Raw genomic sequence first — 17,303 nt, forward strand, 5'->3', positions numbered from 1 at the left:
GCCCGACGCGCGCCGTCCCGGAGCCGCCACGCGCGCCGACTCGGCCGGTGGCGACGCGTCCGGGTTCCACCACGAATTCCCCGAACGAGCGTCGGCTTTCGCGTTCGAGCCTGCCGTGCTCGTCCTACTGATTGCTACGGGACTTTCGGGCCGTCCGCGGCGAAGGACCGGGCGCGGGGCGACGACGTGTTCGACTGCTTTGTCCGCCGTCACCCGCACGCCTCTGGCGAAACGGCCGCGTTTTGTGGTTCTCCACAGAACGTAAGGGCATCGCTCCAGGTCGGTCGGCCATCCGGGCGGCACGCACGGTCGCGGACCACCGCCCTGGCGATGCCCAAAAGTACCGGTGGACAAGTCCGGCCGGCGTTGCCCGGAAATCGTCGTCACACCGATGGGGGTACACCTCGGCGACAAATGCAGGTGAGATGGAAATGTTCTCGTGCCGCGCTTTCGCTCGCGAGCCACGTCGGTCGAACCAATTCCAACCCAAGCGTGCGAGGAAACCATGCCCCACCCCGGGACCGAAGAGCCCAAACACGGCATCTGGCGCTCGCCGAGTGAGATGAACGCGCTCGAAACGCTGTTCTGGCGAGCGGAGAACCACCCGGGAATGCGGTCGAACGTGGTGGGCGTCTTCGTGCTCGACCGGTGCCCGGACTGGGCGCGCCTGGTGCGCCGGCACGAGTGGAGCACGCGGATCGTGCCCCGGTTGCGGCTGCGGGTGCTGGAACCGCCGCTGCGGTTGGGCCGGCCGTTCTGGGTGCCGGACGAGACCTTCGACGTCCGCAACCACGTCCACCGGGTGCGGCTGCCCTCCCCCGGCACGCCCCGCCAACTGCTCGACCTGGTGGGCGCGGTCGCCTCCCGCCCCCTGGCACCGGAACGCCCGCTGTGGGAGGCGACGCTGGTGGAGGGCCTCGACGACGGTCACGGCGGCCAGGCCGCCTACCTGCTCAAGCTGAGCCACAGCATCAGCGACGGGTTGGGCGCGGCGCAGTTGATCGCGGTGCTGCTGGGCGAGGCGGCGACGACCGCCGAACCGCTGCTGCCGCCGGCCCGCGACCGCCGAACCGCGCCCGCCACCGCGTTGCTCGCCGGGCGGCTCGCCAGGGCGCTGGTCACCCTCCCCCCGGCCGCCGCCCGCGCCGTGCGGGGAATCCGCGCACCGCGCGCCACCCCGACGGGCACCGCGCCGCCCTTGCTCGGCCGGGTCGTCGACCGGGTGGCGTCGTTCGCCCGGACGACGCTGGTGCCGCCGGTCCCCGCGTCGCCGCTGCTGCGCGCGCGCAGCCACGCCGTCCACCTCGACGCGCTCGACTTCCCCCGGCAGGCGTTCCGGGCGGCGGGCCGCGCGGGCGACGGCACCCTGAACGACGTCTTCGTCGCCGGCCTGGTGGGCGGGTTCGAGCGCTACCACCACCGCTTCGGGGTGGACCTGCCCGCCGTGCCGCTGCTGATCCCGATCAGCGTGCGCGGGCGTGACGACCTGCCGGCGGGGAACCGGTTGGCCAGCACGAGGTTGGCCATGCCGGTCTCGGGCCTGAGCGCGGTCGAGCGGATCGCCGAGGCCGGCCGCCGGGTCGCCACCGTGCGCACCAGGCCGACGCTGCGGGCGCTGGACCTGCTCACCCGGCCGATCACGCCGCTGCCGGGACCGGTGGTGCGGTTCGTCTTCACCCAGATGTTCCGGGGCAACGACCTGATCGCCACCAACTTCGCCGGACCGTCCGGGCACCTGCGCCTGGCGGGGTCGCGGGTCCTGCGAATCCTGCCGTTCCCGCCGCTGCTGCGCGGCGCGACGAGCATCGCGCTGACCACCTACGAGGACCGCTGCCACATCGGGATCACCCTGGACACCGGCGCGTTCACCGAGCCCGACGCCTTCGTCGGCTCGCTCCGGGAGAGCTTCGAGGAGCTCTTCGCCCTCGTCCCGGGCAGTCGCGGCACGACCGTGACCGCGTGAGCACCACCCCGGCAACCCGCGCACCGTCGATCGGAGGACCGATGTCGTCCGCGTTGGACCTGTTCGACCTGAAGGGCAAGACGGCGCTCGTCACCGGGGCGTCGAGAGGGATCGGCAGGGCGATCGCGACCGGCCTGGCCGCTGCCGGCGCGGACGTCGCGCTGCTCGCGCGCAACACCACCGCGCTGGAGGAGGTGGCCGGCGAGGTCGAGGGGTTGGGCCGCCGGGCGCTCGTCCTCACCTGCGACGTCACCGACGGCGAGCAGATCAGGGCCGCCGCCCGGACGACGATGGCCGCGTTCGGCGGCCTGGACGTGCTGGTCAACAATGCCGGGGGGATCGGGCACGCGGGCCCGTTCCTGGACCTGGAGTTCGACGACTGGACGCGGGTGCTGCGGCTGAACCTGGAGTCGACCGTGCACGCCTGCCACGTGTTCGGCAGGCACATGGTCGAGCGCGGTGGCGGCTCGGTGGTCAACATGTCGTCCATCGCCGGGCTGGGCGGCACGCCGATGCTCTCCCACTACGCCGTCACCAAGGCGGCCGTCATCTCGCTGACCCGGACGCTGGCCGCCGAGTGGGCCCCGGCGGGGGTGCGGGTGAACGCCCTGGCACCGGGATGGGTCCGGACCGACCTGACCACGGCCTTCTTCGCCGACCCCCAGGCCAACGCGGGCCTGCTGGCGGCCGTGCCCTCCGGCGTGCTCGGCGAACCCCTGGACGTGGTCGGCTCGGCGGTCTACCTCGCGGGTGACGCCTCGCGCGGGGTCACCGGGAGCTGCCTGGTCCTCGACGGCGGAACGACCTGCTTCGTCGGCGGCCCGCAGGTCCTCGGCCTCCTCCAGCACGGCCGCATCCCCGTCTGACCCACCACGCACCCGGAGGACCCACCGTGCCCGATCGCCCCGTGCTCCTGTTCCCCGGCCTCGGCGCTTACTCGCCGGGAGTGCTCAGGCAGGCCAGGAGCTCCTACGACGAGGTCGACGCCACCTTCGAGGAGATCGACGCCGCCGCCGCGCGGCTCGACGTGCCGTCGGTCCGCACCGCCCTGTTCAGCGGCGAACCCCGCTCGATCCGCCTGCTCCTGGCCGAGCCGGCCGAAGTGCTCCAACTGGCCATCTTCGGCGTCTCGGTGGCCGTGCACCGCATCCTCACCGCGCGCGGGGTGCAGCCCCGGTTGCTCGTCGGCCACAGCTTCGGCGAGATGGCGGCGCTGGTGGCCGCCGGGGCGTTCACCCTCGCCGACGGCGTCCGGATGGTGTGCGCCCGCGCGGCGGCGCTGACGCCGTGGGAGGGCCGGGGCGGGATGGCCGCCATCGGCGTGGACCACGAGACCGCCGGCCACGTGGCCGGGGTGCTGGACGAGCCGGACCTGGTGGTCGCCTGCCTGAACGCACCGCGCCAGACGGTGCTCGCCGGCCCCCTGCCCGCGCTCGACCGCGCCGAACGGCTGGCCTCGGGGCTCGACGTGCTCTTCGCCCGCCTGCACCTGCCCTACGCGTCGCACCACCCGACCATGCGGCCCGCCGTGGCGGCCTTCGCGGCCGGGATGCGGGGAGTGCGCCAACAGCCGCTCCGGCACGCCGTCTACTCGCCGATCCACGGCCGCCGCTACACCGACGACGACGACCTGAAGGCCGCCCTGGCCGAGTGCCTGGTGCTCCCGGTGCGGTTCACCGACGCGGTGCGCGACCTCCACGCCAAGGGCTGCACCACTTTCGTCGAGAGCGGTGCGCTCAACGCGTTGACCAAGTGCGTCGAGCAGACGGTCCCGAACGTGCGGACGGTCGCTCCCCTGGTCGATCCGCCGGCGGAGGACGAGGGGCTGCGCGCCGCCGCCGACACCGCCGGGCCGCCACCGGTGCGCGCGTCCCGCAACGGGCGGTCGCGGCCGAACCCCGGGCCGGCGGGCACTCCCCCGGAGGCGCTGGTGGTCGGTGTCGTCGACGAGGACCCCGCACCCGTCCAGCCGCCCGCACCCGTCCAACCGCCCGCGCCCGTCGACCCGGTTACGTCCGCCGAACCGCCCGCGCCCGTCGACCCGCCCGCGCCCACCGAAGCGGGCGGGTCCGACCGGGGCCGGGTCCTCGCCGAGTTGCGCGAGCTGTACGCCGACGCGCTGGAGTACCCGGCCGACCTGCTGACCGAGGACGCCCTCCTGGAAGCCGAGCTGGGGGTGGACTCGCTCAAGCAGACCTCGTTGCTGGGCCGGGTCGTCCAGCGGTTCGACCTGCCCGAGCACCCGGCCGAGCTGCCGGTGTGGGAGCTGCCGACGCTCGGGCGCATCGCGGACTACGTCACGGCGGCGGGGACGTCGCGGTGAGCGGGGAGTTCGCGGGTCGCGTGGTCCTGGTCACCGGGGGCGCGCGAGGGGTGGGCCGGGCCGTCACCACCGCGTTCGCCCACCGGGGCGCGCACGTGGTCGTCAACCACTTCCACGCCACCGAGGAGGCGGCGCGCCTGGTCGAGCGGCTGACCGCGCGGGGCGCGTCGGTGGAGGCGGTGCGCGCCTCGGTCGCCCGCCCCGACCAGGTCGACGCCCTGTTCGACGCGGTGGAGCGGCGGCACGGCGCGCTGGACGTGCTGGTGAACAACGCGGCGTCGGGGGCGCTGCTCCCGCTGGACCGGCTGCACGAGTCGCACTGGACCCGGGCCGTGGACACCAACCTGCGCGGCGGCCTGTGGTGCGCCCGGCGCGCGGCACCGCTGATGGCGCGGCGCGGGAGCGGGGCGATCGTGAACCTGTCCTCGGTGGGCAGCTCGCTCGTGATCGGCGACTACGCCACCGTCGGGACGACGAAGGCCGCCGTGGAGGCGCTGACGCGCTACCTGGCGGTGGAGTTCGCACCCGACGGCATCCGCGTCAACACGGCCTCCGGCGGCCTGCTGGACGGCGCGGTCGCCGGGTTGTTCCCCGACGCCGAGCGGATGGCCGAGCGGGTGCGGGAGTCGACACCGCTGGGGCACCGGCTGGGCCGGGAGGAGGAACTGGCCGAGCTGGTGGTGTTCCTGGCCTCGCCGGCCGCGTCCTGGATCACCGGGCAGACCGTGGTGGCCGACGGTGGTCTCTCCCTCGGTGCCTCGCTGTTCGCACCACCGCGCCGCACCCCGGCGGCGCGGGCGGGTGCGGAGGAGGCGCGCCCGGTGTCACGCGCCCGTGCGGCACCCGCCCGGGACGACGCGGTGGCGGTGGTCGGCGTCGGTGTGGTGACCCCCGGTGCGAACGACCCCGAGCAGTTGCGGCGGCTGCTGTCGGACGGGCGGAACGTCTTCCGCCGTCCCGCGCTGTTCGACGTGGAGTCGTTCTACTCGGCCGACCCCTCGGCCGAGGACCGGACCTACTCCCCGGAATCCGGTTTCATCACCGACTTCCGCCCCCACCCGGACCTGGTCGCGGAGCTGTCCGCCGATCCCTCGCTGAGCCGGGAACCCACCACGCTGTGGTTGCGCCACTGCCTGCGCACGGCGCTGGAAGGCGTCCGGCGCGACGCGCGGGACTCCTGCTTCGCGGCCTTCGGCTACACCGCCGACGGCAGCCAGGACCTCGAGACCCAGCTCGTGCTGTCCGGCTACCTCGCCCGGTTGGCCGACCGCCTGCCCGACGCGGCGGCGCGGGTGCTGCGGCAGCGCTACGACCGCCTGGGACAGCCGCCCCACGAGTTCCTGCCCCACCGCGTCGGCCGCAACGCCGTCGCGGGGCTGCTGCCGGACGAGACCGAGCTGGTCATGGTGGACACCGCCTGCTCCTCCTCGCTGTACGCCCTCGACCTCGGCGTCAAGGCGCTGCGGGAGGGCGCGGCCGAGATCGCCGTCTGCGGCGGCGCGTTCGCCTACAGCGCGCGCAACCTGGTGCTGTTCTCGAAACTGCGCGGGCTGTCCCGGTCCGGCACCGTGCGCTGCTTCGACCGGGCCGCCGACGGCGTGCTGTTCTCCGACGGGGCCGGTGTCGTGGTCCTCAAGCGCCTGGACCGCGCGCACGCCGACGGGGACCGCGTGCTCGGCGTCGTCGAGGGCGTCGGGTTGGCGGGCGACGGCCGGGGCAAGGCCATCTACGCGCCCAACGCCGAGGGGCAGGCGCTCGCCCTGCGCCGGGCCTACCGCGCGGCCGGGGTCGACCCGGCCGACGTCGGCTGGGTCGTCGCGCACGCGACCGGGACGCGGGCCGGTGACAGCACCGAGGTGGCCGCGCTGCGGGACGTCGCCGGGTGCGGTGGGCCGGCGCTGTTGTCGTCCAACAAGGCCGTGGTCGGGCACACCGGCTGGGCGGCGGGGCTGATCTCGATCAGCCAGGCGCTGGCCGGGCTCGCCCGGGACGAGGTCCCCGCCCAGCCCTACCTGGCCGACCCGATCGACGCGGTGGCCGGGAGCCGGTTCACGCCGCCGACCGGCGGGGCGGACCGGGCGGTGCCGAGGAGGCGCGACGGGCGTCGTCACGTGGGCATCTCGTCGTTCGGGTTCGGCGGCACGGACGCGCACCTCGTGCTGGGCGACGACCGCCCCGAGCGGCCGGGCCGCGACACCGCCGCGCCGGACGACGACGTGGTGGTCGTGGGCTGGGCGGCGGACGTGCCCGGCGGTGACCCCACCGCCTGGCTGCGCGGCACCGGACCGGCACCCGCCACGACCTTCGGCGACGACTACCCGCTGCCGGGCTGGCAGGAGGTGCGGTTGCCGCCCGCCACCCTGCGCGGCATGGACCGCACCCAGATCATGGTCCTGCGCGCGACCGCCGCGCTGCCGGCCGAGGTCCTCGGGGCGCTGGAGGAGCTGCACGACACCAGCGGGGTCGTGGTCGGGCACATGGGCCCCACCCGCCGCGCGGTGCACCACGCGCTGCGGTGCTACCTGGGCGACCTCGACCGCGCGCTCACCGACCACACGGCGTCGGACCCCGACCTCGCGGAGTCCCTGGACCGGCTGGGCGCGGAAGTGCGCGCCCTGGTCCCCGCCGCCACCGAGGACTCCTTCCCCGGCATCATGCCCAACATCATCGCCTCGCGCGTGGCCGCCGTCCGGAACTTCCGGGGGCTGAACGTGACGCTCGACGGCGGCCCGGACTCGGGTCTGGACGCGCTGCGCGCCGCCGAGCGGTACCTGCGCCACGGGGACCTCGACGCCGTCGTGGTGGCCGGGGTCAGCGGCAACACCACCGCCGAGTTCCGGCGGGTGCTGGAGTCGGCGGAGCAGACCGACCACCCGGCCGAGGGAGCGTTCCTGGTCGTGCTCGCCCGCGCGTCGACGGCGCGGAAGCACTCGCTGCCCGTGCGGGGCCGGCTGCGCACCCGCTTCGGCCGGGCCGACCCGGCGACCAGGGCGCACCGGCACGCTCCGCTGGCCGGTTCCGGCCGGACCTACCCGGGTGCCGATCCGCTGGTGGCGGTCGTGGCCCACCTGGTCGGCGGGCGCGGCACCACGACGGTGGGGTCGGCGGCGGACTCCGGTGCCCAGGTCGAACTCACCGCCGTCGATCCGGGCGCGAGCGAACCCGCTCCCGTGGAACCCGCCGCCGGAGAACCCGCCCCGGTGGGACCCGCCGCTGTGGAACCCGCCCCCGGAGAACCTGCCGCCGGAGAACGCGCGGCACCGCCCGAAGGCGCTCCCGTGCCGGCCGCACCCGGCAGGGCCGTCCTGACCCGCGTGGTCCGCCGGCTGGTCCCGGCCGCGCCGCGCCGGCTCCGGTCCGCGCTGCCGGCGGTCCCGCCGGGCTGCCTGGTCGTGCTCTCCCACCCCGGACTGCGCGAGGGCGTCCCGCTGCCCTCGGACGCGCGCGTCGTCGTCGCGCCCGAGGTCGACCAGGGGGTTCTGCCCCCGCCGGCGGAACTGGCCGCCCTGCTGCCCGGAGGAGGTCCGTTCGAGCACGTCCGCGTCCTGGTCCGGGTGGGGGCGGACAGCCGCCCGCCCACGGACCTCTCGGCGCTGGACCTGTTGCGCGGTGCGCACGACCTGGCTTTCCTGGCCGCCAAGGAGTGGCGGGGGCGGGCGAACTCCTCGTACGCGGTGCTGCTGACCGGTGCCGTCCGCGCGGGCACCCCGCACCCGGCGACCGGGCCGTTCACCGGGCTGGTCAAGGCGCTGGCGCGGGAGGCACCGCGCTCCCTGGTGTTCGCCGTCGCCACCGACCTGTCCGGTCCGGCGGCGGTGAGCCTGCTCGAACGGGAATCCGCCAGGGCGCACGACCTGGCCGTGGTGGTCCACGCGGGCGGGCAGCGCTCGGAGTACCGGTTGACCGAGGACCCCGCACCACCCGCCGACCGCGCCCTGCCCCGGGGCGGGGTCGTCGTGGCGGCGGGCGGCACTCGCGGGGTGACCGCCCGGCTGCTGGCACGACTGGCCGAGGAGGGCCGCCCGGAGGCGGTGTACCTGGTCGGCCGCCACGCCCCCGAGGCGGGCGAACCGCCTCCTCGGGCGGACTTCCTGGCCGCGCGCCGCCGCGAGGACCCGACGTCCTCGGTGGCGGACCTGGTCGCCGAGCACGACCGCCGGGCCGCGTCGGCCGGGGCGGCGCGCACCGTCGGCGAGCTCACCGCGCTCCTCGGGGCCGACCGGGTCCACTTCATCCGGTGCGACCTCACCGACGCCGCGCAGACCCGCGCGGCCGTCGACCGGGTGTTCGCCGAGCACCCGGCGGTGGACCTGCTGATCAACGCGGCGGGCGCGCACTCCGGCGGGCGCGTGGCCACCACCCCGCTCGCCACCGCGCGCACCGTGCGCGACACGAAGGTCCTGACCTACCTCAACCTGTGCGCGGCCTTCGCGGGCCGCCGGCCCGCCCGCTGGCTCAACGTCGGCTCGCTGCTCGCGGTGCTGGGCCGGCCGGGAGAGGCCGCCTACTGCTCGGCCAACGACGTGGTGGGCGTCGCGGCGCACTGGCGGGCCGCCGCGCACGGCGGGGACGAGACCACGGTGGCGTCGCCGCTGTGGGACGAGTCCGGGTTCGCCGCCGAGCCGGTCGTGCGGGACCTGCTGCGCGGGCAGGGCGCGCTGACCGGCGTGTCCGACCGGGAGGGCGTGGACCTGGTGCTGGGCGAGCTGCGCCGCGGAATGCCCGACGCCGAGGTGACCTACCTGGGGCCCGCCGAGAAGCGGTTGCTCGCCGCCGGCCGGCGGCACGCCGTCGAGGTCGTCCCGGACGCCGGCGGGCGCGCCCTGGTCTGGTGCCCGGACCCGGAGGAGGACGGCTACTTCCGGCACCACCGGCTGCACGGAGCGCCCACGCTGCCCGGTGCGTGGATCACCGAGCTCGTCGTCGCCGCGAGCCTGCGCGGCGACCGCGCCGGCGTCCCGGTGGCGGTGGGCGGGCTGGAGTTCTCCGTGCCCCTGACCGTCCTGGGCCCGGTCGGGCGCACGTGCACGGTCGAGGTGTCCGACGAGGGCCGCGACCGGGTCCGGGTGCGGGTGCTCGCCGACGTCGTCGCGCCCGGCGGACGAGTGGTGCGCCGCGACCGGTCGCACGCCGGCGCGGTCGTGCACTTCGCCGCGCGACGCCCGGTTCCGCCACCGCACGCCCCGCCGGGGGACGCGCTCCCCGGTGCGGGGTTCCGCTACGACGCGGCGGGGCCCGTGGCGCTCGGCCCGCCGTTCGCCTGCCTCGCGGACGTGCGCGCCGGAGCGGGCCGGGCGCGGGCGTGGTTCCGCCCCGCGCTGGACCGGTGGGCCGAGCGGCTGGCAGGTCTGCGGTTGCCGGTCCTGCTGGTGGACGCGCTGATCCAGTGCTCGCTGATCGCGGGACCCGAGCACGAGGCCGGCGGACCGCTGCCGGTGCCGGTCGGGGTGGACCGGGTGGAGTGGTTCACCGACGCCAACGACGTCGAGCTGCTCGACCGGCACGGTGGCGGTATCGCCGTGGTCGCGGCCGACGGCGGTGCCGTCGCCCTGGCACCGGACGGCACTCTCCTGGTCCGGCTGACCGGGGTGCGCGCCGCGCGCCGCACGTCCGCGAGGGAGGTCGGCCGTGCCGTCCGATGACGAGTTCCGCGAGGTGCTGGCCGCGTTGTCCCGGCACGAGCTGTTCCGGCCCCGCGACGGCCTGGACTACCGGCGGCGCTGCGAGCTGACCTACGACAGGCTCCGCGTCGTCGGCGAGCACCTGCCACCGGGCAGCGCGCTGCTGCGGGACCTGCCCAGGCTGTTCACCGCGCTGGAGTGGGCGGCGGTGGCCGACCCGCCGCTGTTCCTGGCGCTGACGCTGCACGTGTGCCTCAGCCTCGGCGCGATCGTCGAGTTCGGGGGCGACGGGGCGGAACGGCACGTGCGCGAGCTGGACGCCATGTCCAGCTTCGGTGCCCTGCTCGTCACCGAGGTCGGCCGGGGCAACAGCCACCTCGGCATCCGGACGGTGGCCGAGCACGACCCGGCCACCGGCGGGTTCCGGCTGCGCACCCCGGACGAGGCGGCGCGCAAGTTCATGCCGAACGTGGGGCTGGCGAACGTGCCGAAGATCGGCGTGGTCTACGCCCGGTTGCACGCGCACGGGCGGGATCACGGCGTCTTCCCGTTCGTCACACCGATCCGCACCGCCGACGGCACACCGGACGGCGTGCACGTGACGCCCCTCCCGGAAGCACCGCTGCTGCCGCTCGACTACGCGGTCATCTCGTTCGACGACCTGCTGCTCCCGCCTGCGGCGCTGCTGTCGGACACCGCCCGGCTCGACGCCGCCGGAACCCTCGACGACCCCCTCGGCGATCCGGAACGCCGTCTGCGCCGGTCGCTGGACATCCGCCACAACGCCTGGGTCGCGTCGGCGGCGGCACTGGCCGCCGTCACCAGGGCGGGTGTGGTCAACGCCCTGCGGCACGCGCGGACCAGGACCACCGTGTCGCCGTTCACCGCCGAGCGCGCCGTCCTCGACCACCGCGCCCACCAGCGTCCCCTCTTCGCCGCGCTGGCCGACTGCTACGCGTTGACCCGCGTGGTGGACAAGGTCAAGGCCGCGCGCATCCGGTCGCAGGGCCGGGAATCCGCCGGTGACGACGGTTCGTGGCTGTCGGAACCGGCGTTGAACCGCACGTACGGCCTCGTCAAGGCGTACGCGAGCGACGCGGCGGGCAGGATCGTCACCGAGTGCGGGCTCAGGTGCGGGGCCCACGGCATGTTCACCCCCGGCCGGTGGGTCGAGTACCAGGGGCTGGCCCACATGCTGGGCCCCGCCGCGGGGGACGGCTACCTGATCGTCCTGGAGGCCGCTCGCGCCATGGCCTCCGGCGACCACTACGCGCCACCGCCGCCGGAGGACCGCGCGGCCGGGGACCCGCTCGACCCGGCCTCGTGGCCGGTCCTGGCTCGCACGCGGGAAAGACTGCTGCACCAACGGCTGGTCGAGCGGATGGAGCTGGCCCGCGGACGCGGGCAGACGGGGTTCGAGGCGTGGAACAACCGGGCTTCGTCGGGGGTCGAGTTCGTCGAGGCGCACGTGGCGCGGCTCGTGCTCGAAGCCGTCGCGGAGGTGCCGGCGCAGGCGCGCACCGGGCCGGCGGCCCGTCTGGCGGACGCGCTGCACGCGCTGCACGCGGTGCGCGAGCTGACCGCGCACGCCGGGTTCCACCTGCGCGAAGGTCTGCTCACCGGCGAGCAGGTGGACCGGCTCGCCGGGCGCGACAACGAGCTGTGCGACCGGGTGCTGGCCGACCTCGGTGCCGTACCGCACCTGCTCGACGTCCCCGAGGAATTCCGCCACCCCGCTTTGTCGCCGTGAATTCGATCCCACAGAATGAACGGCGACCGGCGGAACCATTCACGGTGACCGGTCATAAGGGTTTACGTGAACGGCCGAATGGAGGATTTCCGGCACTCCGGCCGGATGGGAAACTATTGTGCAGTGGCAGCTACCCGGGTGGTTCGGCCGAGGAGTTCCCGCCCATGTCCGCAACCTCCTCCGAGAATGACGAAGAGGCTGGTCACAGCGTAGTGAAGCTGCTACGGCAGGCGCAAGCCCTACAACAGGAGGCCCAGCGGCTGATCGCTCGCGCGGAAGAGGTGAGCCGACGGGAGCAGGCCGTGGTCCGCCACCTCTCCGGTGCCGGCACGGCGGTCTGGGCCGGCTTCACCGGACGCGAAAGAGGGGTGGCGGAATTGCTCACCCAAGGCCTGTCGAACCGGATGATCGCGCGCCGCCTGGACATCTCCGAGAGAACCGTCAAGAACCACCTGAACTCGATTTTCCACAAGCTCGGCGTGGCCGACCGGACCCAGGCGGTGATCGTGCTCATGCGCGGGGCGTGACCGAGGGCCGTGGAGCCCGTGCCGCCGAGGCGGTCACGGGCTCCACGGGTCTCGCGCGATCAGCAGTCCGGGATCACCGGACCGTGAGCGTGTACTGCGCCGTCCCGGTCTCGCCGGCGCTGTCCGCCCGCCGGGCGAGGCTGGCCGCCGTGGCGGGCGACCACGCCGAGACCGGGAGGCTCTACCGGGAGGCCATCGCCCCGCACCGGGGCCTGGGCCTGCCCTACCGGGCCACCCAACTCGCCGAGCAGGCCGAGGGCGACGCCCTCACCGACGCCGCGGTGATCGACGCGCTGGCCCGGTCCTACGACTCCCCGGGTGCCACCGTCGACGCCGCCCGTTGCCGCCACCGCATCCGCAGCAGCGGCGTGGCCACCCCGTCACCTCGCGGCAGGCGCGGCTACGGGAGCGAGCTGTCCCCGCGTGAGCAGGACGTCGCGCGCCTCCTGGCAGGCGGCCACACCAACCGGGAGATCGCCCAAGCCCTGTTCCTCTCCCGCCGCACGGTCGAGGACTACGTCGTCACAGTCCGCCGCGAGCTCAACGCCCGCTCCCGCCACGACGTCCGCTACTGACGGGCCGGAGACGGCACCGGGGCCCGGGAACTTTTGGCCCGCAGACCTGTCTGTGTCCATCCGCAAGTGCTGAGCCCGACACCGGAACCCGAGCGTGTTTTGCTGCTCAGGGCGGTGAGTGTGAGGGGTTCAGCCCGCACCCGGACGCCCGTTCGGGGGACGCGTCGCGACACGCCAACCAACGATGTGGCAACCCGTGACCGGATCGCTACCGTTCGCGTATGACTGTGCCTCAGACCCTCTTCACCACCTACGCCAACAACGTGCTCCAGCGCACCATCCCGGAATTCTTCCGCAACCTCGACGCGGACGACAGCGAGAAGCTCAAGCAGTCTTTCGACTCCGACGCGACACTGCTGGTGGACGGCAAACCCATCCACGGCGCGGTCGCCATCGCCGAGTACCTGGTGAAGTACAGGACCGAGCACGCGCTCGTGGGCGTCGAGGCCCAACCGCTCGGCGTGGAGAAGTTCGACGCGCAGAAGCACGACCTGATCGTCCTGGCGATGGGGTACGTCAGGCCCGCCGGGTCACGAGGGGAGGGTGAGCCGTTCGCGTTCACGTTCCGCTTCGACTCCGGTACCGACGCGCTGATCGCGAGCGGCGTCTACCGGATCATGCGGCGACCCGGTCTGGACCTCGGACAAGGAATGACGCCGATCGACAAGATGTAGTCCGCATCGGAGCGGCCCTGGACCGGCGGTCACCTCGGACGCGGCCCGTTTCCGGTGCTACCCCCACGGAGGTACGGGAACAACGGCGTCAGGGTGACGACTGCGCGTTGTCGCGTTCGTAGTTTGTTCCCCATGAAGAGAACTCGCACGATTGTGATCGCGTTGTGTGTCGCCGTGGGGGTTTCCACCGGTGGTGTGGCGTCGGGTGCGCCGGCCTCGTCGAGGACCTTGCAGCGGGACGCCGACGTGTTAGTCGCGAACGGCGCACCGGGCGTGCTGGTCGAACTGGTCACACCGCGCGGCGGGGTGAAGGTGCGCAGCGGCCGAGGGGATCTGAGGACCCAGGCTCCCGTGCCGTGGAACGCGAAGTTCCGGATCGGCAGTTTCACCAAGACCTTCCTGGCCGCCACCCTCCTCCAGCTCGTGGGAGAGGGACGACTGTCCCTTGAGGACAGTGTCGACCGCTGGCTTCCCGGTCTGGTCTCGGGCAACGGCAACGACGGCCGCGCGATCACCGTCCGCCAGTTGTTGCAGCACACCAGCGGCCTGCCGGAATACGTGGCGGGGATGCCGGACCTGTTCGACGAGAAGGGTTTCCGGCACGCCCGGTTCACCACCCTCGAACCGGAGGACGCCGTGCGGCTCGCGCTGCGCTCCGCGCCGGACTTCCCGCCCGGCACGGGCTGGAACTACTCCAACACGAACTTCATGCTCGCCGGGATGATCCTCGAAAAGGTGACCGGCCGCACCTGGCAGCACGAGGTGACCGCGCGCATCGTCCGTCCGCTCGGCCTGCACCACACCTCGACCCCGGGAACCTCCCCGTTCATCCCGCATCCGCACGCCAGGGGCTACGACCGGTTCCCGGAGGAGGGGCCGGGCGGCGAAGTCGGGTACCGGCCGGTGGTCGACGTGACGGTGATGAACCCGTCGTGGGGCGGCCCGGCCGGTGCGATGATCAGCACCACCGAGGACGGCAACGAGTTCCTGCGCGCGTTGATGGACGGCAGGGTGCTGCGGCCGGCGCAGTTGGCGGAGATGAAGCGCACCGTGCCCACGACCGAGGGCAGGGCCGAGTACGGGCTGGGCTTGATCAAGACGCCGACGGCGTGCGGCAGCGCGTACTCCCACGGCGGCACCATCCACGGGTTCCGCACCCGCAACGGGGTCACCGAGGACGGCAGGCGCAGCGTGGTCGTGTCGGTGAACACCCGGACACCGATCGCCCCGGACGGCACGGTGCAGCCGGACGGACCTGTCGAAGCGCTCATCGAACACGCCCTCTGCGGCACGAGCTGACCGTTTCCGAGCCAGGACACGGTCTGGCCGCCCGCGCGACTTCACCTCGCGGGCGGCCAGACCGGTTTTCAGCTCTTCCCGGCGCGGCGCTTGCGGCTCACGAACGTGAGCACCGCGCCCGCCGCGAGTGCCAGGGCACCGACGAGGATCGCCCACGGCAGGCCGGACACCCCGGTGTCGGCGAGGGAATCCGGCGGGGCCGGGTTGTTCGGGGCCGGCGTCGTCGGCGGCACGGTCGTCGCGGGCGGGGCGGTGGTCGGCGTGGTGGACGGCGGCGGCGGGGGGATGTGCACGCCGGCGTCGATCGTGTGGTCGACCTCCCCGGGGTTGGCCGGTGCCGTGACGGGCGCGGTGCCGCTGCACAACTGCCCGGTCGTCGGCGGGTCCACGTTGGAATCGTGCACCCGGTCGCTGCCCACCACCGGGAGCGTGAACCTCAGGTCGGTGGCGGGCGGCTGCTCCGGCACCTTCCCGGTGTTCGCGGTGCACACGTTGAACCGCACCGTGTACTCCGCGCCCGGCGTGAGCTCGTAGGCGGCACCGACCCCACCGAAGTAGTACTCGCCGGCCGCGTCGGTCTTCGTGGTGGCGACCTGGTTCCCGGTGGAGTCCAGGAGGTCGATCGTCGCGTCCGGCAGTCGCACGTCCGCCGGGTCCTGGACGCCGTTGTGGTCACCGTCGAACCAGACCAGGTTGCCGATCTGGATCGGCGCGTTCGCCGCCTGGTACGCGATGGCCCCGAGGCCGCCGGCCTTGCCGAAGCCGTTCTGGTTCGAGCCGACGAACTCGTACGCGTTGGCCGTGGGGTTGTTGCCGGGCCCCTCCCCGCTCGTGATGCCGTAGTAGCCGGTCCCGCCGGTGGCGACGTTGACGGTCGGGTCCATCTGCGTGCTGACGACCCACTGCTGCTGCGGGATGTAGGCGACCGACCCCTGGGCGGCTTCCTGGTGCGCCGCGAGTCCCGCCGGACCCTGCTGGGAGAAGTAGTCGCCCGGGAAGTACTCGACCACGCCGGCGGCCTGACCACCGTCGTTCAGGACGGCCGCGTGGTCGGGGCACGTCCCGGTGCCCTCCCAGGAGTAGCCGCCGTCGGGATTGGCGCAGGCCATGGTGATGTCCCCGCCCGAGAAGCCGTTCTCGGTGGTGTCGTCACCCGGTCGCGGGTCGAGCGAACCCCAGCCGGTCGCGTCCATGAACCGGTCGCGGAAGCCGAGGATCATCGACCCGTCCCGCGCGAAGGCCAGGCTGCCGAGCTGCGGCTGCGGGTCGATCAGCGCACCGCCGCCGGTGTCGTGCTCGTCCCAGGCGGACAGGTCGGTGTTCCACGGGTTCCAGCCGTTGGTCTGGCCGGGGATGGACCGGCCGGCGAGGACTTCACCGCGCTGACCGGTCAGCGTCCGGGTCAGCACGGCGGTGAACTCCGTGCCGTTGTAGGCGTAGACCACGACCTTGAGGTCCGCACGGTCCTGCGTGCTCTCCGCGCTGCACACACCACCCACGTACAGGGTGTTGTCGTGCGCGAGGAGCGAGAACGGCCGCCAGTCGGTGGCCGCCGCGCAGCCCGGGTCCGGGATCGGCACGGTGGCCCGGGGTGCGGCGGCGGTGGCCGCCGTGGCGTCGAAGCTGACCAGGCTGCGGGTCAGCAGGTTCACCGCGTGGAGCGTGGAACCGTCCTCCGACAGGGTCAGGCCGCCGATGCCCTCCTTGCCGGGGGCCTGGGTGAAGCCGGCGTCCTTGATGACGTTGGTGGTGTCGTGGGGCGTCACCGAGGCACCCGGCACCTTCGCGAACAGGGTCGGCGCGCCGCCGCCGTCGACCGGCACGGTGTAGATCGCGTCCCCGCCCTCCGGCCCGTACAGGGCGTGCCGCCGGGCGAACGCGCTCTGGAACAGCCGCTGCCGGTACTTGTCGTAGGCCAGCCCGAACGTCGTGCCCACCTGGGCCTGGGTGGCCAGCGTGGTCGGGCACGCGACGGAGCCGGGGCACGTGCCCCGGGTGTCCACCCCGAACGCCACCAGGGCCCGGGTGTCCGTGCCGGCGGCACCGTTCTGGACCGGCACGAAGTACCGGGAGTCCGGCAGCGCGTAGTGGTGGGGGTTCCACACGCCGGTGATCACCGAGGCGTCCTTGCCGGCCGACACGTCCACGAAGGTGGTGAAGCTGTCGAAGTGGTTCTCGGCCGTCGAGGCGGGTGCCGCCAGGAGGTATCCGTCGTAGGGCACCGGGATGGTGACGTCGACGCGGTAGTGGCCGCCGGCCAGCTCCGGGGACGGCGGCACCACGACCTTCCCGGCGGCGTCCGTGGTGCCGGTGACGTGGTGGCCCTCGCGGTCGGAGACGTCGACGTGCATGCCGCGCTGCGGTACGTCCATCGCCGTGTTGATCACACCGGTGCCGAAGAAGTCCCGTAACACCTGGACGGTCAGCGTGCCGTCCTGCGGTGACGAGGCCGCTGTCCCGGCCGTCACCCCGGTGATGGCGCTGCACGCCAGCAGCAGGCCGGCAAGCCCCACCCGCGCCGGTCGAACCGAGCGCCACCGGGTTGTCCGGGTCATCGCATCCCCTCGCGGA

General features: G+C 73.9%; 10 protein-coding genes. 9 read left to right on the forward strand and 1 reads right to left on the reverse strand.

Annotation, left to right across the window (positions count from 1 at the left end):
• Positions 1-562 precede the first annotated feature (562 nt).
• The 9 genes from AB0G01_RS21660 to AB0G01_RS21700 all read left to right on the forward strand — a co-directional run bounded on the left by AB0G01_RS21660 (position 563) and on the right by AB0G01_RS21700 (position 14,732).
• The gene (locus AB0G01_RS21660; RefSeq protein ID WP_360948177.1) at positions 563-1,963 is read left to right on the forward strand and encodes a wax ester/triacylglycerol synthase domain-containing protein; all 1,401 of its coding nucleotides are present in this window, start codon (positions 563-565) and stop codon (positions 1,961-1,963) included.
• 41 nt (positions 1,964-2,004) lie between these two features.
• On the forward strand, positions 2,005-2,829 hold the full coding sequence (locus tag AB0G01_RS21665; protein ID WP_360948179.1) for an SDR family oxidoreductase: 825 nt from the start codon (positions 2,005-2,007) through the stop codon (positions 2,827-2,829).
• Between the two features lie 26 nt (positions 2,830-2,855).
• Positions 2,856-4,286 (forward strand): acyltransferase domain-containing protein, encoded by a 1,431-nt coding sequence (locus AB0G01_RS21670; protein WP_360948181.1) that lies wholly within the window; start codon positions 2,856-2,858, stop codon positions 4,284-4,286.
• Entirely contained in the window at positions 4,283-9,928 is a 5,646-nt protein-coding gene (locus AB0G01_RS21675; protein ID WP_360948183.1) for an SDR family oxidoreductase, read from the forward strand. Before AB0G01_RS21670 ends, AB0G01_RS21675 begins: the two co-directional genes overlap by 4 nt.
• Positions 9,915-11,657 (forward strand): acyl-CoA dehydrogenase, encoded by a 1,743-nt coding sequence (locus tag AB0G01_RS21680; protein ID WP_360948185.1) that lies wholly within the window; start codon positions 9,915-9,917, stop codon positions 11,655-11,657. Before AB0G01_RS21675 ends, AB0G01_RS21680 begins: the two co-directional genes overlap by 14 nt.
• A gap of 164 nt (positions 11,658-11,821) precedes the next feature.
• A complete protein-coding gene (locus AB0G01_RS21685) occupies positions 11,822-12,184 on the forward strand; it encodes a LuxR C-terminal-related transcriptional regulator (RefSeq protein WP_360948187.1) in 363 nt (120 codons plus the stop codon).
• A gap of 83 nt (positions 12,185-12,267) precedes the next feature.
• On the forward strand, positions 12,268-12,759 hold the full coding sequence (locus AB0G01_RS21690) for a helix-turn-helix transcriptional regulator (protein WP_360948189.1): 492 nt from the start codon (positions 12,268-12,270) through the stop codon (positions 12,757-12,759).
• 221 nt (positions 12,760-12,980) lie between these two features.
• Positions 12,981-13,433: a hypothetical protein gene (locus AB0G01_RS21695; protein WP_360948191.1), complete on the forward strand. Its 453-nt coding sequence runs from the start codon at positions 12,981-12,983 to the stop codon at positions 13,431-13,433.
• Positions 13,434-13,679: 246 nt separating this feature from the next.
• Positions 13,680-14,732, forward strand: a complete 1,053-nt coding sequence (locus tag AB0G01_RS21700; protein WP_360948193.1) for a serine hydrolase domain-containing protein — start codon at positions 13,680-13,682, stop codon at positions 14,730-14,732.
• Between the two features lie 68 nt (positions 14,733-14,800).
• Here AB0G01_RS21700 and AB0G01_RS21705 read toward each other — a convergent pair whose 3' ends face one another.
• Entirely contained in the window at positions 14,801-17,287 is a 2,487-nt protein-coding gene (locus AB0G01_RS21705) for an SdrD B-like domain-containing protein (protein WP_360948195.1), read from the reverse strand.
• Positions 17,288-17,303: the final 16 nt, after the last annotated feature.

The sequence above is a fragment of the Actinosynnema sp. NPDC023587 genome (assembly GCF_040640215.1).
Classification (GTDB): Bacteria; Actinomycetota; Actinomycetes; order Mycobacteriales; family Pseudonocardiaceae; genus Actinosynnema.